This is a genomic window from Flavobacterium laiguense, assembly GCF_003097655.1.
Lineage (GTDB): Bacteria > Bacteroidota > Bacteroidia > Flavobacteriales > Flavobacteriaceae > Flavobacterium > Flavobacterium laiguense.
In genome coordinates, this window is the sequence record NZ_QCZH01000014.1 from 26,243 (window position 1) to 51,387 (window position 25,145).

Sequence of the window (25,145 nt, forward strand, 5' to 3'; positions counted from 1 at the left end):
TCCGATAACGATCTAAACTAAAACCCCTTAAATTTTGTTAATTCTTCGGCTGACATCTTGTCATAACGCTTGTATTTACCTTATCTTTGCGCTTTGAAAATGCCCTATGGAAAAGATAATTGAAGAAAGCAAACAAGGAAATAGCCTTGTTCTAGAACATAAACCAGAAAATACCAAGAAACTCTTTATAGAAAGTTATGGCTGTGCGATGAATTTTTCGGATAGCGAGATTGTGGCTTCTATATTGTCTGGAAACGGATACAATACCACGCAAGTGTTGGAAGAAGCCGATTTGGTTTTGGTAAATACTTGTTCGATTCGAGACAAAGCGGAACAAACGATACGCAAACGACTGGAGAAATACAATGCCGTAAAACGCATTAATCCGAAGATGAAAGTGGGCGTTCTAGGCTGTATGGCTGAGCGTTTGAAAAGTCAATTTCTGGAAGAAGAAAAGATTGTCGACCTTGTTGTAGGACCTGATGCGTACAAAGATTTACCGAATTTATTGAGCGAGGTCGAAGAAGGTCGTGATGCGATAAACGTGATTTTATCCAAAGACGAAACCTACGGCGATATTTCACCGGTGCGATTGATGAGTAACGGAATTACAGCGCTCGTTTCTATCACCCGTGGTTGCGACAATATGTGTACGTTTTGCGTGGTGCCTTTTACCCGTGGGCGTGAACGTAGTCGTGAGCCACAAAGTATCATGAACGAAATTCAGGATTTGTGGAGCAAAGGATTTAAAGAAATTACTCTTTTGGGACAAAACGTAGATAGTTATTTATGGTATGGTGGTGGTTTGAAAAAGGATTTTGCCGATGCAAGCGAAATGCAAAAAGCAACTGCGGTAGATTTTGATCAATTACTTGAAATGGTAGCGGTTGGTTTTCCAAAAATGCGTATTCGCTTTTCGACTTCGAATCCGCAGGATATGCACGAAAGCATTTTGCATGTAATTGCCAAATATCCTAACATTTGCAAACACATTCACTTACCGGTACAATCTGGAAGTGATCGTATCCTAAAAGAAATGAATCGTTTGCATACTAGAGAAGAATACATGACTCTGATTGATAAAATTCGTTCTATTATTCCAGACGGAGCCATCTCGCAAGATATGATTTCAGGTTTCCCGACAGAAACGGAGGAAGACCATCAAGACACCTTGAGTTTGATGGAGTATGTGAAATATAATTTTGGTTATATGTACAGCTATTCGGAACGTCCAGGAACTTTGGCGGGAAGAAAAATGAAGGACGATGTTCCTGAAACCACTAAAGCAAGAAGACTACAGGAAATTGTCGACTTACAACAAAAACATGCTTGGATGCGCTCTGAGGAATTCATTGGAAAAACAGTGGAAGTTTTGGTAGAGAAAGTTTCAAAAAAATCTACTGAGGAGTTTTCTGGAAGAAATTCACAAAGTATTACGGTGGTTTTTCCGAAGGAAAACTATAAGATTGGTGATTTTGTAAATGTAAAAATTACTTCTTGCACCTCAGGGACTTTGAAAGGAGAAGCGGTTGGATATTCAAGTATGAACTGATTTTTTCACCACAAATTACACAAATTTTCACAAATTAAATTTCTTTAATAAAATATGAGTGACTCTAATGACTTTTATTACAAAAAAAATGAAAACTATGAAATCGTTGGTCTTTGTATGGAAGTGCATCGATTATTAGGACCTGGTTTACTTGAGATAGTTTATAAAGATGCATTAGAAATAGAATTCAGAAATCACAATATCCCATACGAAAGAGAGAAAGAGTACACAGTAGAATACAAAGGGATTATTTTGCCACATAAATTTTATGCCGATTTTGTAGTTTATTCTGATATTATTCTCGAAGTAAAATCAATAAAAGAAATTAGCAATGACCATCTGGCACAAACATTAAATTATATGAAACTAGCAGACACTCCAGTTGGAATAATAGCTAATTTTCAAAATAAATCATTAGTTCACAAAAGACTGATAAACACATAAAATACGAATTTGTGAAAATTTGTGTAATTTGTGGTAAAAAAAAACATAAAGTACAATGACCAAAAAACATATTATTATCGCTTTAATTACTTTTATTGTTGCTTTTGGAACAACATTCTATACCATTAGAACCTATTTTCCAAAACACAAAGTTGAAAAAACAGCTATCCAAAAAGATACGCTAACAAAGTCTCAACAATAAAAACCTTATATTTCATTAGATATAAAAAAGTTTGAAAAGTTTATATTTAAAGTTTGCTCGGCAACTTGAAACATTAAACCTTAAACTAAAATTAAATGGATACAGTACAATCAATAAAACAGCGCTTTGAGATTATTGGGAATGACCCAAAGCTCAATCGCGCCATAGAGAAAGCCATTCAGGTTGCTCCTACTGACATTTCTGTTTTGGTGGCGGGAGAAAGTGGTGTGGGAAAAGAAAACATCCCGAAGATCATACACTCCTTATCACACAGAAAACATGGAAAATACATAGCCGTAAACTGCGGTGCAATTCCAGAAGGAACCATTGACAGTGAACTTTTTGGCCATGAAAAAGGAGCTTTTACAGGTGCAACCAGCACTCGTGAAGGGTATTTTGAAGTAGCCAATGGCGGTACTATTTTCCTTGATGAAGTTGGAGAGTTACCCTTGACCACACAAGTACGTTTGTTGCGTGTGTTGGAAAACGGAGAGTTTATAAAAGTAGGTTCTTCCCATGTTCAAAAAACGAATGTTCGAATCGTAGCGGCAACAAATGTCAATTTATTCAAAGCCATTGAAAAAGGAAAATTTCGTGAAGATTTGTATTATCGTTTGAGTACGGTAGACATTCACTTGCCTCCTCTTCGCGATCGAAAAGAAGACATTCATTTGTTGTTTAGAAAATTTGTCGCCGATTTTGCCAATAAGTACAAAATGCCTCCGTTAAAACTTGATGAAAATGCCATTTTATTGTTGCAAAAATTCCGTTGGAGTGGTAACATTCGACAATTGCGAAATGTCGCCGAACAAATTTCGGTACTAGAAACCAACAGAGATATTACAGCTGCGACTTTACAATCATATTTACCTACAGAAGACGGTAGTAATTTGCCATCAGTTATAAAAGATAAAAAGAACGATAGCGATTTTAATACCGAAAGAGAAATTTTATATAAAGTCCTTTTTGACATGAAAAGTGATTTGCATGATTTAAAAAAACTGACTTTAGAATTAATGCAAAATGGTAGTTCTAAAGTACAGGAAACCAACAAATCCCTCATCAAGAAAATATACGGTTCTAAAGAAGAAGATAGCGAAATCGATTTTGAGGAGGATCCAGGAACTTCATTAATCACAAGGCCGAATATAGAACAGGATTACGAAGAACAAGACAACAACAATTATCTTCTGGCAGAAACCATAGAAGAGGAAGAAGTCTTGCGACTGGAACAAAAAGAAATCGAAATGATTAAAAAGTCATTAGAAAAAAACAAAGGAAAACGAAAAGCTGCTGCAGACGAATTGGGTATTTCGGAACGTACTTTGTATCGAAAAATTAAGCAATTTGATTTATAACAAATAATAAAATTTCAAAAAAAACAAATTCCAAAATCCAAAATCGTTTTTTGTACATTTGAAAATTGAACCAAATTAGTCCCGACGGTTCGGGATGGAATTTATACATTTTATGAAAAAAACACATTATCTCTTATTACTAATTAGTTCATTCATCCTAAACAGTTGTTCGGTTTATAACTTTACTGGAACAGGGAAAATTGATGCTAAAACCTATCAAGTTAATTTCTTTCAAAACAATGCGGACTTGATTGAACCTGGAATCGACCGAACTTTTACACTTACATTACAAGATTTGATTCAGAATCAAACCAACTTGAATTTAGTGAAAAATGGAGGAGATTTAACCTATGAAGGAGAAATCATTGATTACCGAATCAGTCCAATGACCGCTACGGCCGATCAACAAGCTTCACAAAACCGTTTAAAAATTCGAGTTAACGTTAGATTTACCAACAAAAACAAAGAAGCGGATGATTTTGAAAAACCTTTTGAATTCTATTATGACTATCCGGCCGATCAACAATTGACAGGAACAACAAAAGACACAGCATTAAAAGATATTTTCGAAAGAATTACACAAGATATTTTTAATGAATCACTTGCAAAATGGTAATTTTTAAAAAGTAATCAGTTTGCAGTTTTTAGTGTTCAGTTAGTCACACTACATATACAAAAAATCAGACATTGAAAAACGGAATACCCAAACACAAATGAACGTTAGTAGCTATAATTATCTCATAAACAAACCAGACGAAATCAACGAAGCGCAAACGTTGGCTTTGGAAAAAGTATTGGATGAATTTCCATATTTCCAGAGTGCAAGAGCATTGCGTCTGAAAGGGCTTTACAATCAAAATAGCTACAAATACAATTTTGCATTAAAAGTAGCCGCCGCACACACAACAGATCGTACGGCCTTATTCGATTTTATAACTTCAGAATCTTTTATTGCGATTCAGAAGAAGATTTACGAGAAGAAAATAAAAGAACTGCTTGATATTACCGTAGTTGATAGCGAGATAGTTCTAAAAAAAGAGCCAATTGAATCTGTAATAAACACAAATAAATTAGAACAATCGATTCTTACCTCTATTAAAGGAGCTTCACAAACACCAGCTGAAAATAACACAATAGCAGCCACTGAAGAATTAGAAATCGAAGAACTTGTGACGCAATCGACTCCTACACCTATAAAAGAAGAGTCAACAAAAACAGCTGTTGAGAAATTAGAAATCGGAAAGCCTTTGGATTTTTCTAAAAGCGAAACACACTCTTTTCAACAATGGCTTCAAATTTCTAGAATTGAACCTATAGTTAGAGAAAACATAAAAGAGGACAATCCTATAGCAAAAGATCCTATTCTTGATGAAGAAAAAAACAAAAAAACAAAATTAATAGATAGGTTTATAGAAACCAGTCCGAAAATTTCTCCCCTAAAACCAGGAGTCGTTTTTACACCCAATATAGAGCTCAACAAAGAGGATAATTCGTATTTAATGACCGAGACTTTGGCTAAGGTCTATTTAGAACAAAAAAAATATCAAAAAGCGATACAAGCTTATGAAATATTAATTTTGAAATATCCAGAAAAAAGTAGTTTCTTTGCAGACCGTATAAAGGATATTAAAATAGTACAACAAAATAACAATTAACAATAAATAGTATGTTTTCAATTTTTTTAGTTTTAATTACAATAGTATGTTTTCTATTGATCGTAGTTATAATGGTTCAAAACCCTAAAGGCGGTGGATTATCTTCTACAATAAGCGGTTCTCAAATGTTAGGTGGTGTTCAAAAAACTACTGATTTCTTAGACAAAAGTACTTGGACATTAGCCACTATCTTAATTGCACTAATTTTACTTTCTGGATTAAGTTTTACAGGAACTTTAAGTGATGCCGATTCAAAAATTATCGACAACACTGAAGCTGCTCCGGTTCAAACTGCACCTGCAAACACACCTGCACCTGCAACTCCAGCAAAATAATTCATTTACATAAATACATTAAATGCCAGCCTGTCAAAGCTGGCATTTTTTATAAGAAAAAATGTCAGTTTACATACTATGGCACAATTTCTGAAATCTCAATATCATAAAAAAATAACATAAAAATAAAATCATGACTTTAAACATTAAACCCCTTTCAGATAGAGTTCTTATCGAACCAGTAGCAGCTGAAACCAAAACAGCGTCAGGGATTTTTATTCCAGATACTGCCAAAGAAAAACCACAAAAAGGAACTGTAGTAGCAGTTGGAAATGGCACAAAAGACCACACCATGACTGTTAAAATAGGTGATTCTGTACTTTACGGAAAATATGCCGGTACCGAATTAAAACTAGAAGGTAAAGATTACCTAATCATGCGTGAGGACGATATTTTGGCAATCATCTAGAATCCCCAGCCCTCCCCAAAGGGGAGGAGATTGGAATAAATAAAATATTTACAAACACATATCCATCTCGGCTCTCTCCCCTTCGGGGAGGGCTGGGGTGGGGAAAACAAAAACAAAAATGGCAAAAGATATAAAATTTGATATTGAAGCACGTGACGGATTAAAACGTGGAGTTGATGCATTAGCAAATGCTGTAAAAGTAACCCTTGGACCAAAAGGACGTAACGTAATTATTGGGAAATCTTTTGGCGGACCAAACGTGACTAAAGATGGTGTTACAGTAGCCAAAGAAATTGAATTGAAAGATCCATTAGAAAACATGGGTGCTCAAATGGTAAAAGAAGTTGCTTCAAAAACCAATGATTTGGCTGGAGACGGAACTACAACCGCTACGGTATTGGCACAAGCCATCGTAAAAGAAGGATTGAAAAACGTTGCTGCCGGAGCAAACCCAATGGATTTGAAACGTGGTATTGACAAAGCAGTTGAAGCTATTGTTGCTGATCTTGCCAAACAAGCTAAAGTAGTAGGAAGTGATTCTGAAAAAATCAAACAAATTGCTTCGATCTCTGCAAATAATGACGAAGTTATTGGTGAATTAATCGCTAATGCTTTCGCAAAAGTGGGTAAAGAAGGAGTAATCACTGTTGAAGAAGCCAAAGGAACCGACACTTACGTGGATGTTGTGGAAGGAATGCAATTTGACAGAGGATATCTTTCTCCTTACTTTGTAACCAATCCAGAAAAAATGGAAGCTGAACTAGAAAGTCCTTACATCCTTTTGTATGACAAAAAAGTTTCTTCTTTAAAAGAATTATTACCAGTATTAGAGCCAATTGCACAAACTGGTAAACCATTATTGATTATTGCAGAAGATGTTGATGGAGAAGCATTATCAACTTTGGTCGTTAACAAATTGCGTGGAGCCTTGAAAATCGCTGCTGTTAAAGCACCTGGCTTTGGAGACAGAAGAAAAGCAATGCTAGAAGATATTGCTATCTTAACTGGCGGAACTGTAATCTCTGAAGAAAGAGGATACACTTTAGAAAACACTACTTTAGAGATGTTAGGTACTGCAAAAAGAGTAACTATCGACAAAGATAACACTACTATTGTAAGTGGTGCTGGTGAAGCGGATATGATCAAGAATCGTGTCAACCAAATTAAAGGTCAAATGGAAGCTACAACTTCTGATTATGACAAAGAAAAATTGCAAGAACGTTTGGCTAAATTAGCTGGTGGTGTTGCAGTTCTTTATGTTGGTGCTGCTTCTGAAGTGGAAATGAAAGAGAAAAAAGACCGTGTTGACGATGCACTTCATGCAACTCGTGCGGCTGTTGAAGAAGGAATTGTTGCTGGTGGTGGAGTAGCTTTGCTTAGAGCAAAATCAGTTCTTAGCACGATTAAAACGGACAACGCAGACGAGAAAACAGGTATCCAAATTATATCTCGTGCAATAGAAGCTCCTTTGAGAACTATTGTAGAGAATGCAGGTCTTGAAGGTTCTGTTGTGGTTGCAAAAGTATCTGAAGGTTCAGGAGATTTTGGATACAATGCCAAAACTGACGAATACGTAGACATGCTAAAAGCAGGAATTATTGATCCTAAAAAAGTAACTCGTATTGCATTAGAAAATGCTGCTTCGGTTGCTGGAATGATATTGACTACTGAATGTGCATTAATTGACATTAAAGAAGAAAATGCAGGCGGAGCCCACATGGGTGGTGGTATGCCAGGAATGATGTAATTATAGAGTATTAAGATATAAAGTATAAGTCTTATCTCAATCTAAATCCGTCTTGAATTCGTTCTTGACGGATTTTTTCATCCTTTATTTTTAAATATTAAATAATTGTATAACAGTTAACTTGACATATAATTCAAAATCTTCCATAAAAAAACCGTCTTGTTTTAAATCAAGACGGTTTTTTATTTTTATGTACAATCTTAGCTGATATGAACTTTCTTTTTTAATACTTTAAATAAAACGGGAATTGTCGATATCAAAATGATTCCTATAACTATTTTCTCAATATGATGTTTCAAATCAATTCCATTCTCTAAAAACATTCCATATAAATAATGCCCAGAAAATATTAAAATAAAAGACCATAAAAAGGAACTTAGTACATTGTAAAACATAAACTTCTTTTTATCCATCATTCCAATCCCAGCTACAATTGGCGCAAAGGTTCTGAAAATCGGGAGGAATCTCGCAAAAATTATGGCTTTACCTCCGTATTTTTCAAAAAAATCTTTAGATTGAAAAAGGTATTTTTTCTTAAACCAAAAACTATCTTCTTTGTTGTATAAATAATAACCACTTTTGGCACCAAACCAGTACCCCACCATGTTTCCTAAAACTCCGGAAACCGCCACTAATGTGGAAAGTATCAGAATGTTTAAAAAATCACTTTCTATAAAAACCACATTCTCGATTAAATCACGGCTATAAATTCCCGCAAGAAAAAGCAAACTATCACCAGGAAGAAAAAAACCTGCAAAAAGACCAGTTTCAGCAAAAACAATGAATAAAACAATGTACAAACCCAGCTGAATACCACCAATTGAAAAAGTTATATAAAATTCGGGATTCAACAATTGGGTCCAATCAAAATTACTCATAAATTTTTATTTTTATTTAGGCTGTGAAAGTAAGGATAATTTAGGGGAACCACAATTTATTACCCTATTTTAAAGTTTTATTAACGCTAATTAAAACAAAAAAAACACCCTAATTAAAACGCTAATTAGGATGCTTTTATAACAAAATAGTGTTTGTTTTTTTTTGAAAATAACAAAAAATTAAAACACATCTAAACTTTACGACTACAATCTTTCGTACTGACAACAAAAATGCAGATTATCATAATCTTCTTTTGTCGCTTTCACCTCTTTAGTATCATGCCCAGCTTTGGCAATTGCTTTGTTCACATCACTCAAAGAAGTTTTTTCCTCGTTAATGATCAAACTCAATTGATGCGTTTCAATACTCCATGAAGCCGATTTCACCCCTGATACCGAAAAGGCAGCCTTTTGAATTCGTTTCTGACATTGCTCACAGTTTCCGTTTATTTCTGTGGTATATTTGGCGTTTTTATTTTTCTTCTCTTGGCCTTGAGCCGAAAACCCAACAATTGCCATTAGCAAAACTGCAACCATATTTTTCATCCCATTACGATTTAAACCTATTCTGAATTCTTGTTTCATTGTTTTCATTTTTTTTTAAATTGTTATTTCATCTCATTACGCTTTAAAAACCTCACCCCGACCCTCTCCAAAGGAGAGGGAGACGAAACCGAAAAACATAAATTACTTATTATATTGTTATTTTTTGATATTGCTATTTCCATTGATTTTTGTCATTGATATTGTTATTGCCATTGATTTTTGCCATTGCCATTGACTTATTTTATTTTAAACCTCAACCCTGCATAATACATCTGTCCAAATACTGGCGCATATAAAATAGTAGCATCAAAATAAGGGCCAAAAGGGTTCTGAGCATCAATTATTGCTTGATTCTGGGTGTAATTTCCAATATTTTCCCCACCTACGTACACTTCAAAAGTACTGGAAAAGGTTCGCGTAATTTGTGCATTCATCAAAGAATAAGATGGTGAAAAATTCGGGAGCTGGTACGCAATTGGATTTGATGCCGTATAAGGCAATTGTTGTTCTCCAATCCAGTTATAGGTAAAATCAAACTTCCATTGTTGACCCCTATCCAATATATGGGTTTCATATCCTAGATTCCCAAAAAAGCGATGGGTTGCCTGCAAAGGTTTCTGATACATTCCAGTCAAATAATCTGTTTTGATATCATAATATTTATAAGCAGTTCTCAATTCAAGATGCTTTGCCAACTCATAATTGAACTCCAATTGAAAGCTATTCGCATAAGAAGCACCATCCAAATTATGAAACACAACTTCCTGAGGACTTTTCATGACATCTACCACTACTTGATTCTGGAAATTGGTTCTGTAAAAATCGGCTGTTACATCTGCATTTTTGCCAAACAACTTAAATCCCTGCGTAAAACTCAGCCCATAATTCCACGCAATTTCTGGATCCAATCCATATATTTTACCGCCAGCATTTGTAATATCAAAGATTCTGGAACTAGCAAAAAGCGTTTGATTTTCGGCAAAAATATTTGCAGTACGTTTCCCTCTACCGGCAGAAAATCGCAAGACTCCTTTCTCCCAAGGATTGTATTTCATGTGTAATCTAGGTGTTGCAAAAACACCCAAACGATTTCCGTAATCTACTCTACCTCCCAAAATTAAACTAAAATCATCTTGATTATCAAAAGTATATTCAAAGAAGGCGCCTACCGTATTATCAATTCTACTGTGATTTGTTGTGTTAACAAACTCAGCATAATTATCATAGGTGAAATTCAAACCTGTGGCAAAATTGTTTCTTTCATTATTGATAATCGAATTAAATATCAAGTTTGAATAAAAGCTGTTTTGCTTAATATTGTAGCCATTCAAACCGAAATAAGAATCTTGATCATAACTTGAAAATGCATTTTGAAAACCAATACTTTGATACGGCATATCCTTAAAAACATAACCGATTTTGGTAGAAATATCTATTTTTTGGGTGTCGATTTCAGAACCCCAAGAGTTCGTTGTTCCTTTATCAGTGTCAGGATCAAAACTCAATTGCCCCATTAATTTCGTATCCTTCATGTACTGAAAATTAACAAAACTAACCCAACCCGTTTCGGAATTGTAGTACTGGTAACGGTTCAGTAAATTGATTTGTTTTTGCAGAGGATTGTCTAGAAAACCATCTGTATTGGTGTCCATTTTAGAATTTCGCATATTGCCGTGCAGCAATAAACTAGTAGCCCATTTATCAGACAGTTTTTTATTGAAATTAGCATTTACTTCAAAACGGGAATCGGTAGATCCATATACATTCAACAAAAAAGGTTCTCCTGTTAATGGTTTGGCTAATTCTGTATTGATTTGCCCAGAAACACTATCAAAACCATTCACTACGCTTCCTGCTCCTTTTGTAATTTGAATACTTTCTATCCAAGGACCCGGAGTAAAAGAGAGCCCAAAAACCTGGGAAGCACCTCGAACAGACGGGATATTTTCTTGGGTCATCATCAAGTAAGGACTAGTTAATCCTAACATTTTAATTTGTTTTGTTCCCGTTAAGGCATCCGAAAAACTAACATCTATAGACGGATTGGTTTCAAAACTTTCGGCGAGATTGCAACAGGCCGCTTTCAATAATTCTTTAGAAGTAATTAGCGTTGTATTTCCCGTAACCGTATATGATTTTTGTAAGCTCTTGCGTTTGGACTGTACTTTTATTTCCTGCAAAGTATCTTGTGAATAGGAATTAAAAGCTGTAAACAAGAACAATACAACTATTGTAATTTGTGTTTTCATGATTTAGTTTATAATGATTAAAAATGTCAAACCACAAAAAATTGGGTTCAACTCAAATTAAACATTACAATCTATCGTAAAGGAGGTATTGGCTGTACAGCTTGAAAAGTGGTGGTGCATTGGCATCACAATAATAAGAAAGGTTTAAATTGTTTTTGAAACTAGGTACAGCAGTAAAAACAATCGGGTTGTATTCTGGAACTACAAAAGCATAATCAAACTGAAAAGAGAAAGATTTAACAATTCCATTATCCGTTTTTTTCTGAACGATAATTTTCTTGTCTTTGCAACAGCTGTCTTTTTTGCTCGCTTTTGTTTCACAACACCCTTTTTCACTTTTTAAAGAAGGTAAAGTAGAATTCAAAGAAACTGAGGCAATTTCATCCCCACAATAATGCACATTAAATGCTAATCCTACATTGGAAACCAATAGTAGAATGGCTAGAAATATACTTATTTGTTTTTTGAAATTCATGCTGCAAAATTAGTTTTATTATCAATTCTAAAAATCAAATTCTTGTTAAACTTTTTGAAATAGATTCAAACACTACAATTCGAACACTTGCCCCATCTTTGGAATAATACATTCAAAACCATATTTCTCCTGAATTTTCAATTGAAGCACTTCGGCTGGTTCATCTTCTCCGTGTACCAAAAAAACATTCTTTGGCTTTTCTTCCAAATCCGAAAGCCAATTAAGTAAGTCCTTTTGGTCACCATGGGCTGACAAACCTTCAATTTCAATTACTTTGGCATTTACTTGGTAATACTTACCATGAATTTTCACTTCTTTGGCTCCTTCTAACAATTCTCTTCCACGGGTTCCTTCGCCTTGATATCCAACAATAATTACCGTAGTTTCGGGCAATTGAATATATCGTTCCAAATAGCTCAAAACTCTTCCACCAGTGACCATTCCGCTTGCGGCAATTACTAATTTTGGTTGCTTATTATAAATGGTATCTATCGTTTCTTGGTAATCTGAAATCAGGGTAAACATTTTGCACATAGCAATAAATTCGTGCTCAGGTAATCTATGCCATTTTTTATTAGCTGTAAACAACCCTAGCATACTGATCCCCATAGGAGTATCAACAATATAAGGGATATTCGGAATCCTTTTTTCTTCTTTCAATTTCCAAATCATATACATCACACTTTGGACTCGCTCAACGGCAAAACTTGGTATTATGATAGTCCCTCCATTATGTATTGCATTATTAATATACATTTCAAGCTCTAATTTGGGATCTGTTTCTGGATGAAGTCGGTCTCCATAGGTACTTTCAAGAAAAACATAGTCTGCTTTTTTTGGTTTTATAGGAGGAAACATCAAGACATCATTATCACGGCCTATATCTCCCGAAAAAACTAAAACTTTATTTTCGAGTCGAAGCTCAACCGTACACGCCCCAAGAATATGTCCTGCATTGGTAAAAACAGCTTCAATTTCGGCATCTAAATCAATGATATCATTAGGATTGATTACTCGAAAATGAGGGAAAACCTTTTCTGCTTGGGCTACAGTATAAAGAGGCTCGGCTATTTCGTGTTTTGAATATTTCTTTTCATTGGCCAACTTAGCATCTTCTTCTTGAATTTTGGCACTATCCAAGAGAATCAGTTTAGCGACGTCTGCAGTTGGGCTCGTACAGTATATTTTACCATCAAAACCCTGATTAATTAATCTGGGCAACCATCCACAATGATCTAAATGACCATGCGTTAACAATACAAAATCTATCGTTGAGGGCAAAATAGGCAAAGGTTTCCAATTGAGTTCCCGCAGCGGCTTTAATCCTTGAAACTGTCCACAGTCAATTAGAATTCGAATTCCATTGCTTTCCACCAAAGTTTTTGAACCCGTAACCGTTCCTACCCCACCAATACATGTGATTTTCATTTTAATTGAATTTAGATTAATCGAAATAGATGCTAAGACACTAAGTCCCTGAGATTCTGAGATAAAAAAACAGTGCTAAATTTTTTTTAACCTCGTTCTTGATTTTAAAACAACTCCTTTAACGCTTTTAAATTGCCAGATAAAATCTTAGCAACTTAGTGTTTTACAATCTCAGTCACTTTAAAAAAACTATATAAACCCACACAACTCTGACGCTTCTTTGATCACATTCTTTATTCTGGTAGAACTCAAACCAATTTTCTCCAAATCCGTTCTATTATTTACAATCTCCCGAACCAAAATAATATCCAAAATCAATAATTTTTCTTTTTCAAAAAGAGTCAATGTTGTTAAACAAGTTATAGGATACAACTGACCGTTGTCTATTTTTGTTTTTAAATTATTGATTGCAGGGTAATCCCAACACATCAAATTAAGACCAGAACATTTAGCAAAATCAATAGCATCGGAAGTAAAGCGATTATTGGTAACAATCCAACATTTTGAAATAGTATCATTTCTAGAAAATATTTCATGCTTTTTTTCTTTTAAATCATTAAATCGTGATAAGATATACATTGGTACTTTCACATCAGTAGCGGCTTCCCTCCCTACATGAAACTTACACTCCACCATAGTAATTACATCACTTTTCTTAACTACAACATCAATTTCATGCGAAACACATTTTCCTCGCAGAATCACATTAACTTTGGCTTCATAATGTTCGGTAGCAAAAAGTCGGGCAATGAACTTTTCGAAGAAAAAGCCCGCAGGACCCAATAATCGAATCGCTTCCCTTAAATTATATCGGGCAGCGTGCGAATTGGAGACTTTTTTAAGAAGCCCAAAAGCCATTTTATAAATACGTTTGGTAGAAATGCCTTCGTAAACTTCTTTTTCAATCAAATGCAAAACATCATCAACTATAGCAGAAGTTGCCCCCGATTTCAGTAGAGATTGTTTCAATTTTGAGCGGTTAAAGTCAACAATAGCCCCCGAATGTTTTACAATTTTCATCTTTTATACATTTGACAATGAGTTGCATCAAATCCACATTAAAGATATAAAAAAAAGAATTACTCACTCCGTTTTTGAAAATAAAACGCTGGTATAAAAAGAATTAGAAACAAAGGCTGAATCAAAAAACGACGTACATAAAACAACAAAAGATTATTTTGATTCCCATAGAAATAAAGGATAAAAAAGAAAGCGAAAATTAAAATCAAAAAGAACAAAATATACAAAATAAAAGAAAATTTGACAATTTCTTTATCCTTAAAAAGAAAATAAATAATCCCTAATGACAAAACGGTATTCAAAGCAAAACGAAATAACAAACCTAAAAACAATAGCAAAGCATCAAACTCAGGTAAAGGCAGAACCCTATAATCTCCCTTGAAATAAATCAAAAAAGGATCATAGAACAAATTGTCTTCAAAGGCACGAACGGTCGCCAATAAACAAACCAGAAGGAGTGAAATAAAAACATTCGCCTTATTTTGAAGTATTTTATTCCGCATATTTTGAAAATTTATTTACCCAAACAATCCACAGAATAAAAACCACACCATAAATAACTAATGGAAAAAGAACACCATGCAAGAGATGGAGTTGACTAGGAAAACGATAAATCAAAATAACCAAAACAGCAATTCGAATTATATTCAAAATATAAATCAATAGGCTTCCGACAAAAACAAAAAGCAAGGTGTTTTTCAGATTTCCCGAAAAAGCCACAACGAAAGAAATAAATAATATAATTAAACTAATTGCATTACAACCTTCAACAATCCTTATCATTCCTTTTTGATGAAAAAACAATGTGAAAAAAGGCTCTTTTTCGCTTTCCTCAATAAACACACATTTATCAAACCCTGAAAGGACCGTTTCTGTGTTTTTTGCTACCAATCGTGTAATTGCATCTACTTTACCACTCTCATAACTATCCAAAAAAAACTGATATACAAACGTAAGCACTATATAGGCAAAGAAAAATGCGCCTAGAAAAAGCAAAAAAGGTTTGTATAGTGCTAAATATTTTTTCATCCGTACTTTATATTTCTTTTATGGATCTCCATAACTATCGGAACGGGAGGTATCACCTTTCTTCGCTCCTATTCTGTTTTTTTTAGTCATGGCGATTTCGAAATCATATTTTTAACAAATCTATGCAATTTTAAAATTGACTTTAAATACTTTTGTAAAAAAAATAAAACATGACGTTTCAAGAATTACAACCAAAAGTAACCGAAATCACTTCAAACACAAGTCTTTCCAGAGATGAAAAACTTCTAGCTGTTTGCCAATTTTTGAGTGATTCTATTTCTTATTATAACTGGGTAGGATTTTATTTTGCCAATCACGAAACTAAAACATTACATCTTGGCTCTTACGTAGGTGCCGAAACAGATCACACGGTTATCCCCTTTGGGAAAGGAATTTGTGGGCAAGTTGCGATTTCTAACAACAATTTTGTTGTTCCAGATGTAAGTGCACAAGACAATTATATAGCCTGTAGTTTTACTGTAAAATCAGAAATCGTGGTACCGCTTTTTGTAAATGGTAAAAACATAGGGCAAATAGATATAGACAGTCATGTAATAGACCCTTTTACAGAAGAAGATGAACGTTTCTTGGAATTTGTAAACCAGGAAATTGCGAAGTTGTATCAAGATATGAATAATTTAAAAGTGTAAATGCATAGCCACTTTCCCAGTTCTTGAAATAAAGAGTTGTTTATTTTGTTCTTGTCGTAATTAATTTCTACTTTTGCAGCCGTCTTACAATAGCTGTAGGACATACATAAAAATCATTTAAATAATATTAGCATGTATTTAACTAAAGAGATTAAAGAAGAGATCTTCGCTAAACACGGAGAAAAAACAAACACTGGAAAATCAGAAGCGCAAATTGCTTTATTCACTTTCAGAATTAGCCACCTTACGGAACACTTGAAAAAAAATCGTCATGATTATAACACAGAGCGTTCATTAGTATTGCTAGTAGGTAAAAGAAGATCATTGTTAGACTATTTGAAGAAAACAGAGATCAACAGATACCGTGAGATTATCAAAGTATTGGGTATTAGAAAATAATCAATATACAAAAGAGGTGCGAAAGTGCCTCTTTTTTATTTTAGAGTTTAGTCCCGACACTTCGGGATAAATTTTAGATTCTTCAATCTGATATTGATTTTTTAAATTAATATCTACATTAAAAAAAGTTTGGTTTTTCATTGGGTTTTAGGCATTAACTACGCAACAACAACACAACTAAAACCTATGTTAAACTTAAAGAAATAAAAATTATGATTCCACAATTATTTGTAGAAAGCATCGATTTAGGTGATGGCAGAAACATCACAATCGAGACAGGTCGTTTGGCCAAACAAGCAGACGGATCTGTTGTAGTAAGAATTGGTAAAACAGTTATTTTAGGAACAGTTGTATCATCAAGAAAAGCAAGTCCAGGAATCGATTTTTTACCTTTAACGGTAGATTATCGTGAAAAATTTGCTGCAGCAGGTCGTTTCCCAGGAGGTTTCTTCAAAAGAGAAGCTCGCCCAAGTGACAGCGAAGTACTAACAATGAGATTAGTTGACCGTGTTTTACGTCCACTTTTCCCAAGTGATTACCATGCAGAAGTTCAAGTTATGATTCAGTTAATGTCTCATGACGATGATATTATGCCAGATGCATTAGCAGGATTAGCCGCTTCGGCAGCACTTGCCTTGTCTGACATTCCATTTGAAACGTTAATCTCTGAAGCTAGAGTTGGTAGAATTGATGGAAAATTCATCATTAATCCTTCTCGTGCACAATTAGCATTATCAGATATTGATATGATGATTGGAGCTTCGACAGATTCTATCGCAATGGTAGAAGGTGAAATGAAAGAAATTTCAGAAGCAGAAATGCTAGAAGCAATTAAATTTGCTCACGAACACATCAAAAACCAAATTGCTGCGCAAGAACGTTTGCAAGCTGCTTTTGGAAAAAAAGAAGTTCGTACCTACGAAACAGAAAGAACAGACGATGCTATTTACGCAAAAGTAAAAGCAGCAGCTTATGATAAAATTTACGCTATTGCAAGCAAAGGTTCTTCTAAACAAGAAAGAACTGCTGCATTTGATGCTGTAAAAGAAGAAGTAAAAGCATTATTCACTGAAGAAGAATTGGCAGAAAATGGAGATTTAGTTTCCAAATATTTCTACAAAACCAACAAAGAAGCGGTACGTAACGTAACATTAGATTTAGGAACTCGTCTTGACGGAAGAAAAACTACAGAGATCAGACCAATTTGGTGTGAAGTAGATTATTTACCATCCGTTCACGGATCTGCATTGTTTACTCGTGGAGAAACTCAAGCATTGGCAACAGCAACTTTAGGAACTTCTAGAGAAGCCAACCAAATTGATTCACCATCAGAACAAGGTGAAGAAAAATTCTATTTACACTACAACTTCCCTCCATTTTCTACAGGAGAAGCTCGTCCGTTGAGAGGAACTTCAAGAAGAGAAGTAGGTCATGGAAACTTAGCCCAAAGAGCGTTGAAAAATATGATTCCTGCCGATTGTCCTTACACCATCCGTGTGGTTTCTGAAGTATTAGAATCAAATGGTTCTTCTTCTATGGCTACCGTATGTGCTGGAACATTGTCATTAATGGATGCTGGTATCCAAATGATACGTCCTGTTTCTGGAATTGCAATGGGATTGATTACTGATGGAGAACGTTTTGCGGTTTTATCCGATATTTTGGGTGATGAAGATCACTTAGGAGATATGGATTTCAAGGTAACTGGAACTTCAGAAGGTATTACAGCTTGTCAAATGGACATCAAAATTGACGGATTGAAATATGAGATTATGGAAGCTGCTTTGGCACAAGCTAGAGACGGTCGTTTACATATACTTAACATACTTACTGATACACTTGCAGCTCCAAAAGAAGATGTAAAAACGTATGCTCCAAAAATCATTACAAGAACCATTCCTGGTAACTTTATCGGTGCGTTGATTGGACCTGGAGGAAAAGTAATTCAAGAATTACAAAAAGCTACAGGATGTACTATTGTAATCAACGAAGTAGACGAGCAAGGAGTTATCGAAATTCTTGGAACAGATCCTGCTGGAATTGAAGCGGTATTGGCTAAAATCCAATCCATCACTTTCAAACCTCAAATGGGAGAAGCCTATGAAGTAAAAGTAATCAAAATGCTAGATTTTGGTGCAGTTGTTGAATACCTAGACGCTCCAGGAAACGAAGTATTGCTTCACGTTTCTGAATTGGCTTGGGAAAGAACAGAAAACGTTGCTGATGTAGTAAACATGGGTGATGTATTCATGATTAAGTATTTAGGTTTAGACCCAAAAACTCGTAAAGAGAAAGTGTCTAGAAAAGCCTTAATGGCAAGACCTCCACGTGAGGAGAAAAAAGAGTAATCAGATCTTAGTTTACTAAAGGTTTATTTATAGAGAAAACCCCGTTTCATGTATGTGAAACGGGGTTTTTGTTTAAACAACAAACCTTATTAGGGCATGACCCCAGTAGAAAAAGGGGCCAAATAAACAAACCGCTCATTCGGCCCCTTTCCCTACTGCGGTCGGGCTATCCATGCTACTTCGGTAGCTTATTCCTATCCCTCATGCAATCGTAAAACGAGAAATTTAGATCTTAAAACAACTTTCAATTTATCCACGGTATACTACCCAAACGCATTATATTTTGATTAAACAGAATTTTATAATTTTTCATTTCAACAAAGTAAAACCGATCACCAACGAAAAGGAGAAGTAAATTACATCAAACAAACGTACTATACTCTTCTTTGTTCTTAAGAATAGCAAAAATTCGAGTCAATGCATCAAAAACAATGAGATACCACCAAAAACTTATTACCCTTTACGTATTCTTTGTAGTCTTTGCAGCAAAACACAAAAAACGTTATGATCTTTGATACTATACCTTTTCAATTCTTTTTTTTTATAAATTTAGTTGCATTCTCTTCAATCTGCCTACCATTTAAACCAAACCACAAAACACTGTATTTCTAAAATAATTTGTGCCATTTATTACATCTTTAGTTGCTTTTGTGGTTAACAAAAAACCAAACACTTTTATATCTGTAATAAAAAACATTATGCTCTTCCTGTTAAACAAATCTATTTCTTTTAAGACCAACTTGTTATACACATTCTATCAAGAATAACTCAAACATTTATATAAAAAAAATAACACAAACAGCACAGATTATTCAAAGAAAAAAAATATCTTTAACGTGAAAATTATTAACAATTCACCAAAAAAAACAACTATGTCTGATCCAACAATGCCTTGCCCTCCTGAATGCTATCCAACTATTCAAGTTACACAAATTAACACAGTCCCATTTACATTCGGTAAAAACTTAGAAGTACACTACCCCGTTGCTCCCTTAGTCTCTGCGAAATGGTACACTAATGACGACAAGCATAAAACCTTAAAAATTAGAGCTACCTTATACATTGATTCTCAAAACAAAGTTACACCTTATGTAGAACCAAATCCAGTAGTAATTAAAGGTTCTTTACAATTGTATTTTGATTACAACTATAGAGAAGAAAGACCCGTTAGTGTGAATGTATGGTACATAGAATTAGATTACCCCCAAAATTCTGCTGCTCCCATCACTAGCATTACTTCTTACTTGAGAGACTTAGACCCTGAGACCTCTAGAGGGACTGTGACATCAGTGGGTGACTAATAAATAAAGGCTTACAAATTAATAGTACAAGTAATTCACATCGTTTATTTAAAACTTTATAATTTAAAATAAACTATGTTTTTTTATTACAATTTAAATAAAATCAGCAATGCCAAAATTTAACTTTTTAATTTTTCTAATAATTTCATTATCCTCTTTTTTGTTATCATCTCAATCACAATCTACTAACAAACTATTTAATGATGTAATTCAAAAAAAAGCAAAAAACTTTAAAAAGGAAACAAATTTCAACAAAGCACAGGATTATTTTATTAAAAAAAACTGGGATTCTACTTTAATTTATTCATTAAAACAAATAAATTCAAGCAAAAATAAAGAGTTGGCAGATTATTGTCATTTTTTTAGGGGATGCGGTCATATTAAATTAAAACTTTATAAGGAAGCCAGAACTGAGTTACATTTAATTTCAAAAAAATTCATTTATTACCCATTAGTTAATAAAAACCTAGGACAAATCTCACTAGAATTAAAAGAATTCGAAAAAGCAATTTATTATTTTAAAGAAGTCGAAAAACTCCCTATTACAAACAATCAAGGCTATAAAATAAGCATCATTTATGAAAATTTAGGCATTTGTTATTTACACCTCAATCAATTTCCCAAAGCCGAAGAATACCTGTTTAAAAGTCTCCAAATTCAAGAAAAAGAAAAAGAAAAAGACCCAGTATCTTTGATTTCATTGTATATGGATATTGCAAATTTATATTATGTACAATACAAAGATGCACAAGCCATTCCGTATTTTAAAAAAGCCTACACTTTATCGAAAAAAGTAAAAGATTTTGACAAAAAAAGAGACGCTTCTAAAAACATGGCAGTTGTAGAGGAAAACAGAGGCAACTTCAAAAAAGCCTTAATCTACAGAAAAGAATCCGAGCAATGGAAAGATTCTCTCAACAACCAAAACAAAGTCTGGGCACTCGCAGACTATGAGAAAAAATATGCGGTAGCGCAAAAACAAAAACAAATCTCGGTACTTAAGGTAGCCAACAAACTAAAAGATACGCAACGCAATACCATGTTTTTTTCCACATTGGGCTTATTGTTGCTTCTGGTAGGAGGCGTTTATGTCTATGGCCAAAAAGTAAAAAACGCCAAAATCATCCTGACACAAAAAGAAAAACTAGACGAGCTCAACGCTACCAAGGACCAATTGTTCTCCATAGTAAGCCATGATCTACGCTCCTCTGTCAATGCGCTCAAAACCAGTAATACCAAACTCACATATTCGCTAGAAACCAAAAACTACAGCGAGCTAGACCAGCTGCTGCACCAAAACAGCGCGATTGCAAACGGCGCCTACAGTTTGCTGGACAACTTGCTCCATTGGGCGTTGTTGCAAACCAAACAATTGTATTTCAGCAAAGATTCGGTGCATTTGCACTCTATCGTGCAACAAATAGAACACAACTACAAACCGTTACTGCACGACAAAAGTATTGCTTTTGAGAACGCCGTTTCCAAAAACAGTTTTATCTTCGTGGATCTCGATTCGCTAAAAATCGTTTTGCGTAACCTACTCGACAACGCTATCAAATTCTCTCCAGAGAACAGCAAAATCAGTTTTTATACCCTCGAAACCAATAGCAATTTTTGCCAACTTGTAATTCAGGACTACGGTTTGGGCATGAGCCAAAACACAATAAACGAATTGCTAGAAGACAACGAACTATTAGCCAAGAAAAGCAATTCGGAGATAATAGGAACTGGCCTTGGAATGCAATTGTGCAAACAAATGATCAAGAAAAATAGCGGGACTTTTGCTATAGAAAGCGAACTCAACAAAGGAACCAAGATGATACTTTCGTTCCCAAAAACAGAACAAAATGGATAACATCAACGTACTTATTATAGAAGACACCCCAGAGCAAAGTGATGCGCTGAGCAATGTCTTACTGGCCAACAAATACAACATTGTAGGCGTGGCCAGAAATTATACCGATGCCCTAACTTTATTCTACCAAAACCCCGTAGACATCATTGTAATCGATGTCTTTCTTAACGAAAAACCAGACGGAATCACCTTTGCCGAGACCATCAACATTGTACCAAATGCCTCCAAACCATTTGTGTTTTTAACCAGTTCACAAGACCGGCAGATTTTTGAGAGAGCCAAATTGACCAAGCCTTTCAGCTTCTTGATGAAACCCTTCAACGAATTGGAAATTCTCTATGCTCTGGAAATGGCTGTCGAAAAATTCTACGAGCAAACCAATGTTTTCCTGAGCGAAGACCAAGACACCGTAATCAGCAATGATTATATGTTTATCAAAAAGAAAAACGCACTCAAGAAAGTGTCCCTTCAAGACATCCTATACATCGAAGTCGAGGATCGTTATTGCAACATCATCACCGAGAAAGAAAAATTTGTCATCTTGATTTCACTCACCAAAATCAGCGCATTGCTCGACAAAAACAAATTCACCCGAACCCACAGAAACTACATTGTCAACACCGATAAAATAGAGGAAATCATTCTGGCTGACAACCTTATCATCCTCAAAGGGGGGCATAAAGTAAACCTGAGCTATTCCTATAAAGATTTCATAAAAAAAATGAATATTTTGTCGTAATCCCATAAAGAGAAACGTACCGAACCAAATCTTCCCCAAAAGGGAAGTTTTTTTTTATGATTTCTTCCCAGTAGACAGAATTCTTATCAACGTCTCCTCCTATGGTTATCTCGTGACAACAATTACAGCTTTCATGACATTTCAACTTTTAGTTTTTGAATTCTTAAGTAGTTTTACTTCAGAAAACAAAACAAACAATCATGAAACTAGAAATTAACAACCACCCAATTATGCAACTGAAAACAATATTAAACAAAATAAACCCATGGGTTGGACTTATAGGCTCATTGTGCCTCATCATCCCAAGTCTATATGACATTCTAGACGAACCGTTAACACTAAGCAGTGACCATCTAGCCCTAGCTTCTGGTGTATTCTTTATGATTGTATTTTTAAAAGAAATATTCGATAGAATTATCAACTTAGAAGGAATGGAATAAATTAAAAAACCAAAAAAAATAGCCTATGCCATTTAGCGCTATTTCTTGTATAAACTAGACTTTCCAATAAACAATTAAATTAGTTAGAATTACCTGTTTCATCGTTTTGAAGCAGGTTTTTTTATCTATTTTGAAAATAACAGCTCTTTTTGCAACTTTTTTGAAACTAGTTGTAACTTTTTTGAAACCCCGTACGTATAACCATTTGTACACTTAAAAATTGAGGAGACAAAAACATGAGACAACTTAAAATTACCAAGCAGGTTACCAATCGTGAAACTGCTTCATTAGACAAATATTTACAAGAAATTGGAAAAGTTGACCTTATTACCGCTGACGAAGAGGTAGAATTAGCTCAAAAGATAAAAGCTGGGGACCAAAGAGCCTTAGAGAAATTAACAAAAGCCAATTTACGTTTCGTAGTTTCGGTAGCCAAACAATATCAAAATCAAGGACTTACCCTTCCCGATTTGATCAACGAGGGAAATTTAGGATTGATAAAAGCAGCACAACGTTTTGATGAAACTCGTGGTTTTAAATTCATTTCATATGCTGTTTGGTGGATTCGTCAATCGATACTTCAAGCTTTGGCAGAACAATCTCGTATCGTTCGTTTGCCTTTAAATAAAATTGGTTCTATCAATAAAATCAACAAAATGTACGCTTTACTAGAGCAATCTAATGAGCGTCCACCATCTGCTGAGGAAATTGCAAAAGAACTAGACATGACTGTAAATGACGTAAAAGAGTCTATGAAAAACTCTGGTCGTCACTTATCTATGGATGCACCTCTTGTAGAAGGAGAAGATTCAAACCTTTATGATGTATTGCGTTCAGGTGAATCTCCAAACCCAGACAGAGAATTAATACACGAATCATTGCGTACCGAAATCGAACGTTCATTAGAGACATTAACTCCAAGAGAGGCAGATGTGGTTCGTTTGTACTTTGGTCTTGGTGATCAACACCCAATGACACTGGAAGAAATAGGCGAAACTTTCGACCTAACTCGTGAGCGTGTACGTCAAATCAAGGAAAAAGCAATCCGTAGATTAAAACATACTTCTAGAAGTAAAATATTAAAAACATATTTAGGTTAATTTAAAATATCCCCAAATTAAAATTTTTAAATACTCTAATTTTTAAATCTTTTAATTCAAAGTGAACAACAGTCTGATTAACTGTTCGTTTTTTGATTGATGATTGAAACTCCGGCTGATTACCGGAGTTTTATTTTTTTAAATAACCATAGCATTCAATATATTTTATTTATGTTCCAATCAGAAATCAAAAAAAATCGTTAAGCTTTGCGATCTTTGCAAAAATCTTTGCGCCTTTGCGGTTAAAAAAGCTAATTTTGCAAAAAACTACAAACTAGTAAAGATGCACCGCTGTGCATCTCAACGTAAAAACTACACAATGAAGAACACACTTATTGCCCCTTCAGTACTGGCTGCCGATTTTGCCAATCTGCAACGTGACATAGAAATGATCAACAACAGTGAAGCCGACTGGTTTCATATAGACATCATGGATGGTGTTTTTGTTCCAAACATTTCCTTTGGAATGCCCGTTTTAGATGCGATTAACAGACATGCAAAAAAAACAATTGATGTACATTTGATGATTGTCAATCCAGACCAATACATCAAAACATTCAAGGAATTGGGAACCGATATCCTAACGGTACACTATGAAGCTTGCACACACTTGCACAGAACCCTACAGGCTATCAAATCCGAAGGAATGAAAGCAGGAGTCGCCCTTAACCCTCACACCAACATTGATTTATTGGAAGACATCATCAATGACATCGACATGGTTTGCATCATGAGTGTGAATCCCGGTTTTGGAGGACAGTCTTTTATAGAAAACACTTACACAAAAGTAAAAAAACTAAAAGAACTGATTACTCGAAAAGGAGCAACCACCCTTATAGAAATTGATGGCGGTGTAACCAATAAAAATGCTCTACAGCTAGTAGAGGCCGGAGCTGATGTACTTGTAGCAGGAAGCTTTGTTTTTAAGGCTGACAACCCAACACAAACCATCGCCGATTTAAAAAAATTGACAACGGTATAAAAAT

26 protein-coding genes are annotated in these 25,145 nt (G+C 34.7%); 18 read left to right on the plus strand and 8 right to left on the minus strand.

Features of this window, described 5'->3' with window-relative positions; genetic code table 11:
- The first annotated feature begins 106 nt into the window (after positions 1 to 106).
- The 9 genes from miaB (at position 107) to groL (ending at position 7,702) form a co-directional block, all read left to right on the plus strand.
- Positions 107 to 1,552, plus strand: coding sequence for a tRNA (N6-isopentenyl adenosine(37)-C2)-methylthiotransferase MiaB (gene miaB / locus DB891_RS11950; protein WP_116763814.1), 1,446 nt, complete (start codon positions 107 to 109; stop codon positions 1,550 to 1,552).
- Positions 1,553 to 1,606: 54 nt separating this feature from the next.
- Positions 1,607 to 1,996 (plus strand): GxxExxY protein, encoded by a 390-nt coding sequence (locus DB891_RS11955; RefSeq protein WP_116763815.1) that lies wholly within the window; start codon positions 1,607 to 1,609, stop codon positions 1,994 to 1,996.
- Positions 1,997 to 2,051: 55 nt separating this feature from the next.
- Positions 2,052 to 2,198, plus strand: a complete 147-nt coding sequence (locus DB891_RS17620; RefSeq protein ID WP_189337142.1) for a hypothetical protein — start codon at positions 2,052 to 2,054, stop codon at positions 2,196 to 2,198.
- A gap of 95 nt (positions 2,199 to 2,293) precedes the next feature.
- A complete protein-coding gene (locus DB891_RS11960; protein WP_116763816.1) occupies positions 2,294 to 3,556 on the plus strand; it encodes a sigma-54 interaction domain-containing protein in 1,263 nt (420 codons plus the stop codon).
- A gap of 112 nt (positions 3,557 to 3,668) precedes the next feature.
- The gene (locus tag DB891_RS11965; protein WP_116763873.1) at positions 3,669 to 4,172 is read left to right on the plus strand and encodes an LptE family protein; all 504 of its coding nucleotides are present in this window, start codon (positions 3,669 to 3,671) and stop codon (positions 4,170 to 4,172) included.
- Between the two features lie 97 nt (positions 4,173 to 4,269).
- Positions 4,270 to 5,211, plus strand: a complete 942-nt coding sequence (locus tag DB891_RS11970) for a tetratricopeptide repeat protein (RefSeq protein ID WP_116763817.1) — start codon at positions 4,270 to 4,272, stop codon at positions 5,209 to 5,211.
- A gap of 11 nt (positions 5,212 to 5,222) precedes the next feature.
- Positions 5,223 to 5,546 carry a preprotein translocase subunit SecG gene (secG, locus tag DB891_RS11975; RefSeq protein WP_116763818.1) on the plus strand — a complete coding sequence of 108 codons (324 nt, stop codon included), beginning with the start codon at positions 5,223 to 5,225 and terminating at the stop codon, positions 5,544 to 5,546.
- A 133-nt stretch (positions 5,547 to 5,679) separates the two neighbouring features.
- Positions 5,680 to 5,955: a co-chaperone GroES gene (locus tag DB891_RS11980; protein WP_077374652.1), complete on the plus strand. Its 276-nt coding sequence runs from the start codon at positions 5,680 to 5,682 to the stop codon at positions 5,953 to 5,955.
- 118 nt (positions 5,956 to 6,073) lie between these two features.
- Entirely contained in the window at positions 6,074 to 7,702 is a 1,629-nt protein-coding gene (gene groL / locus DB891_RS11985; protein ID WP_116763819.1) for a chaperonin GroEL, read from the plus strand.
- Positions 7,703 to 7,902: 200 nt separating this feature from the next.
- Here groL and DB891_RS11990 read toward each other — a convergent pair whose 3' ends face one another.
- From DB891_RS11990 to xrtF, 8 genes are all read right to left on the minus strand, one after another.
- Positions 7,903 to 8,580 carry a DedA family protein gene (locus DB891_RS11990; RefSeq protein ID WP_116763820.1) on the minus strand — a complete coding sequence of 226 codons (678 nt, stop codon included), beginning with the start codon at positions 8,578 to 8,580 and terminating at the stop codon, positions 7,903 to 7,905.
- Between the two features lie 204 nt (positions 8,581 to 8,784).
- On the minus strand, positions 8,785 to 9,126 hold the full coding sequence (locus DB891_RS11995) for a heavy-metal-associated domain-containing protein (protein WP_116763874.1): 342 nt from the start codon (positions 9,124 to 9,126) through the stop codon (positions 8,785 to 8,787).
- Positions 9,127 to 9,362: 236 nt separating this feature from the next.
- Positions 9,363 to 11,375, minus strand: a complete 2,013-nt coding sequence (locus DB891_RS12000; RefSeq protein WP_116763821.1) for a TonB-dependent receptor plug domain-containing protein — start codon at positions 11,373 to 11,375, stop codon at positions 9,363 to 9,365.
- Positions 11,376 to 11,439: 64 nt separating this feature from the next.
- Entirely contained in the window at positions 11,440 to 11,850 is a 411-nt protein-coding gene (locus DB891_RS12005) for an HYC_CC_PP family protein (RefSeq protein WP_116763822.1), read from the minus strand.
- 72 nt (positions 11,851 to 11,922) lie between these two features.
- Entirely contained in the window at positions 11,923 to 13,278 is a 1,356-nt protein-coding gene (locus DB891_RS12010) for an MBL fold metallo-hydrolase RNA specificity domain-containing protein (RefSeq protein WP_116763823.1), read from the minus strand.
- A gap of 189 nt (positions 13,279 to 13,467) precedes the next feature.
- Positions 13,468 to 14,298, minus strand: a complete 831-nt coding sequence (locus DB891_RS12015) for a restriction endonuclease (RefSeq protein WP_116763824.1) — start codon at positions 14,296 to 14,298, stop codon at positions 13,468 to 13,470.
- Positions 14,299 to 14,357: 59 nt separating this feature from the next.
- The gene (locus tag DB891_RS12020) at positions 14,358 to 14,801 is read right to left on the minus strand and encodes an exosortase F system-associated membrane protein (protein WP_116763825.1); all 444 of its coding nucleotides are present in this window, start codon (positions 14,799 to 14,801) and stop codon (positions 14,358 to 14,360) included.
- Positions 14,791 to 15,327: an exosortase family protein XrtF gene (gene xrtF / locus DB891_RS12025; protein ID WP_116763826.1), complete on the minus strand. Its 537-nt coding sequence runs from the start codon at positions 15,325 to 15,327 to the stop codon at positions 14,791 to 14,793. Before xrtF ends, DB891_RS12020 begins: the two co-directional genes overlap by 11 nt.
- Positions 15,328 to 15,497: 170 nt before the next feature.
- Between xrtF and DB891_RS12030 the strand changes: the two genes are divergently transcribed.
- The 9 genes from DB891_RS12030 to rpe all read left to right on the plus strand — a co-directional run bounded on the left by DB891_RS12030 (position 15,498) and on the right by rpe (position 25,141).
- Positions 15,498 to 15,977 carry a GAF domain-containing protein gene (locus tag DB891_RS12030; protein ID WP_116763827.1) on the plus strand — a complete coding sequence of 160 codons (480 nt, stop codon included), beginning with the start codon at positions 15,498 to 15,500 and terminating at the stop codon, positions 15,975 to 15,977.
- A gap of 132 nt (positions 15,978 to 16,109) precedes the next feature.
- Positions 16,110 to 16,376 (plus strand): 30S ribosomal protein S15, encoded by a 267-nt coding sequence (rpsO, locus tag DB891_RS12035; RefSeq protein ID WP_116763828.1) that lies wholly within the window; start codon positions 16,110 to 16,112, stop codon positions 16,374 to 16,376.
- 212 nt (positions 16,377 to 16,588) lie between these two features.
- The gene (locus DB891_RS12040; RefSeq protein WP_116763829.1) at positions 16,589 to 18,724 is read left to right on the plus strand and encodes a polyribonucleotide nucleotidyltransferase; all 2,136 of its coding nucleotides are present in this window, start codon (positions 16,589 to 16,591) and stop codon (positions 18,722 to 18,724) included.
- An 872-nt stretch (positions 18,725 to 19,596) separates the two neighbouring features.
- On the plus strand, positions 19,597 to 20,025 hold the full coding sequence (locus DB891_RS12045) for a hypothetical protein (RefSeq protein ID WP_124019519.1): 429 nt from the start codon (positions 19,597 to 19,599) through the stop codon (positions 20,023 to 20,025).
- 109 nt (positions 20,026 to 20,134) lie between these two features.
- Positions 20,135 to 21,880 carry an ATP-binding protein gene (locus DB891_RS12050; protein ID WP_116763831.1) on the plus strand — a complete coding sequence of 582 codons (1,746 nt, stop codon included), beginning with the start codon at positions 20,135 to 20,137 and terminating at the stop codon, positions 21,878 to 21,880.
- Complete coding sequence (locus DB891_RS12055; RefSeq protein ID WP_116763832.1) at positions 21,873 to 22,619, plus strand: LytR/AlgR family response regulator transcription factor; 747 nt, start codon at positions 21,873 to 21,875, stop codon at positions 22,617 to 22,619. The genes DB891_RS12050 and DB891_RS12055 overlap by 8 nt, the downstream gene beginning before the upstream one ends.
- Positions 22,620 to 22,819: 200 nt before the next feature.
- Positions 22,820 to 23,059, plus strand: coding sequence for a hypothetical protein (locus DB891_RS12060; RefSeq protein WP_116763833.1), 240 nt, complete (start codon positions 22,820 to 22,822; stop codon positions 23,057 to 23,059).
- A gap of 236 nt (positions 23,060 to 23,295) precedes the next feature.
- Positions 23,296 to 24,159 (plus strand): sigma-70 family RNA polymerase sigma factor, encoded by an 864-nt coding sequence (locus tag DB891_RS12065; protein ID WP_026707723.1) that lies wholly within the window; start codon positions 23,296 to 23,298, stop codon positions 24,157 to 24,159.
- Positions 24,160 to 24,478: 319 nt separating this feature from the next.
- Positions 24,479 to 25,141: a ribulose-phosphate 3-epimerase gene (rpe, locus tag DB891_RS12070; RefSeq protein ID WP_116763875.1), complete on the plus strand. Its 663-nt coding sequence runs from the start codon at positions 24,479 to 24,481 to the stop codon at positions 25,139 to 25,141.
- Positions 25,142 to 25,145: the final 4 nt, after the last annotated feature.

What these genes read in the sequence shown, in the direction of transcription:
- miaB (WP_116763814.1), top strand. Translation starts at nt 107, where the DNA reads ATGGAAAAGATAATTGAAGAAAGCAAACAAGGAAATAGCCTTGTTCTA.
- DB891_RS11955 (WP_116763815.1), top strand. Translation starts at nt 1,607, where the DNA reads ATGAGTGACTCTAATGACTTTTATTACAAAAAAAATGAAAACTATGAA.
- DB891_RS17620 (WP_189337142.1), top strand. Translation starts at nt 2,052, where the DNA reads ATGACCAAAAAACATATTATTATCGCTTTAATTACTTTTATTGTTGCT.
- DB891_RS11960 (WP_116763816.1), top strand. Translation starts at nt 2,294, where the DNA reads ATGGATACAGTACAATCAATAAAACAGCGCTTTGAGATTATTGGGAAT.
- DB891_RS11965 (WP_116763873.1), top strand. Translation starts at nt 3,669, where the DNA reads ATGAAAAAAACACATTATCTCTTATTACTAATTAGTTCATTCATCCTA.
- DB891_RS11970 (WP_116763817.1), top strand. Translation starts at nt 4,270, where the DNA reads ATGAACGTTAGTAGCTATAATTATCTCATAAACAAACCAGACGAAATC.
- secG (WP_116763818.1), top strand. Translation starts at nt 5,223, where the DNA reads ATGTTTTCAATTTTTTTAGTTTTAATTACAATAGTATGTTTTCTATTG.
- DB891_RS11980 (WP_077374652.1), top strand. Translation starts at nt 5,680, where the DNA reads ATGACTTTAAACATTAAACCCCTTTCAGATAGAGTTCTTATCGAACCA.
- groL (WP_116763819.1), top strand. Translation starts at nt 6,074, where the DNA reads ATGGCAAAAGATATAAAATTTGATATTGAAGCACGTGACGGATTAAAA.
- DB891_RS11990 (WP_116763820.1), bottom strand. Translation starts at nt 8,580, where the DNA reads ATGAGTAATTTTGATTGGACCCAATTGTTGAATCCCGAATTTTATATA.
- DB891_RS11995 (WP_116763874.1), bottom strand. Translation starts at nt 9,126, where the DNA reads ATGAAAAATATGGTTGCAGTTTTGCTAATGGCAATTGTTGGGTTTTCG.
- DB891_RS12000 (WP_116763821.1), bottom strand. Translation starts at nt 11,375, where the DNA reads ATGAAAACACAAATTACAATAGTTGTATTGTTCTTGTTTACAGCTTTT.
- DB891_RS12005 (WP_116763822.1), bottom strand. Translation starts at nt 11,850, where the DNA reads ATGAATTTCAAAAAACAAATAAGTATATTTCTAGCCATTCTACTATTG.
- DB891_RS12010 (WP_116763823.1), bottom strand. Translation starts at nt 13,278, where the DNA reads ATGAAAATCACATGTATTGGTGGGGTAGGAACGGTTACGGGTTCAAAA.
- DB891_RS12015 (WP_116763824.1), bottom strand. Translation starts at nt 14,298, where the DNA reads ATGAAAATTGTAAAACATTCGGGGGCTATTGTTGACTTTAACCGCTCA.
- DB891_RS12020 (WP_116763825.1), bottom strand. Translation starts at nt 14,801, where the DNA reads ATGCGGAATAAAATACTTCAAAATAAGGCGAATGTTTTTATTTCACTC.
- xrtF (WP_116763826.1), bottom strand. Translation starts at nt 15,327, where the DNA reads ATGAAAAAATATTTAGCACTATACAAACCTTTTTTGCTTTTTCTAGGC.
- DB891_RS12030 (WP_116763827.1), top strand. Translation starts at nt 15,498, where the DNA reads ATGACGTTTCAAGAATTACAACCAAAAGTAACCGAAATCACTTCAAAC.
- rpsO (WP_116763828.1), top strand. Translation starts at nt 16,110, where the DNA reads ATGTATTTAACTAAAGAGATTAAAGAAGAGATCTTCGCTAAACACGGA.
- DB891_RS12040 (WP_116763829.1), top strand. Translation starts at nt 16,589, where the DNA reads ATGATTCCACAATTATTTGTAGAAAGCATCGATTTAGGTGATGGCAGA.
- DB891_RS12045 (WP_124019519.1), top strand. Translation starts at nt 19,597, where the DNA reads ATGTCTGATCCAACAATGCCTTGCCCTCCTGAATGCTATCCAACTATT.
- DB891_RS12050 (WP_116763831.1), top strand. Translation starts at nt 20,135, where the DNA reads ATGCCAAAATTTAACTTTTTAATTTTTCTAATAATTTCATTATCCTCT.
- DB891_RS12055 (WP_116763832.1), top strand. Translation starts at nt 21,873, where the DNA reads ATGGATAACATCAACGTACTTATTATAGAAGACACCCCAGAGCAAAGT.
- DB891_RS12060 (WP_116763833.1), top strand. Translation starts at nt 22,820, where the DNA reads ATGAAACTAGAAATTAACAACCACCCAATTATGCAACTGAAAACAATA.
- DB891_RS12065 (WP_026707723.1), top strand. Translation starts at nt 23,296, where the DNA reads ATGAGACAACTTAAAATTACCAAGCAGGTTACCAATCGTGAAACTGCT.
- rpe (WP_116763875.1), top strand. Translation starts at nt 24,479, where the DNA reads ATGAAGAACACACTTATTGCCCCTTCAGTACTGGCTGCCGATTTTGCC.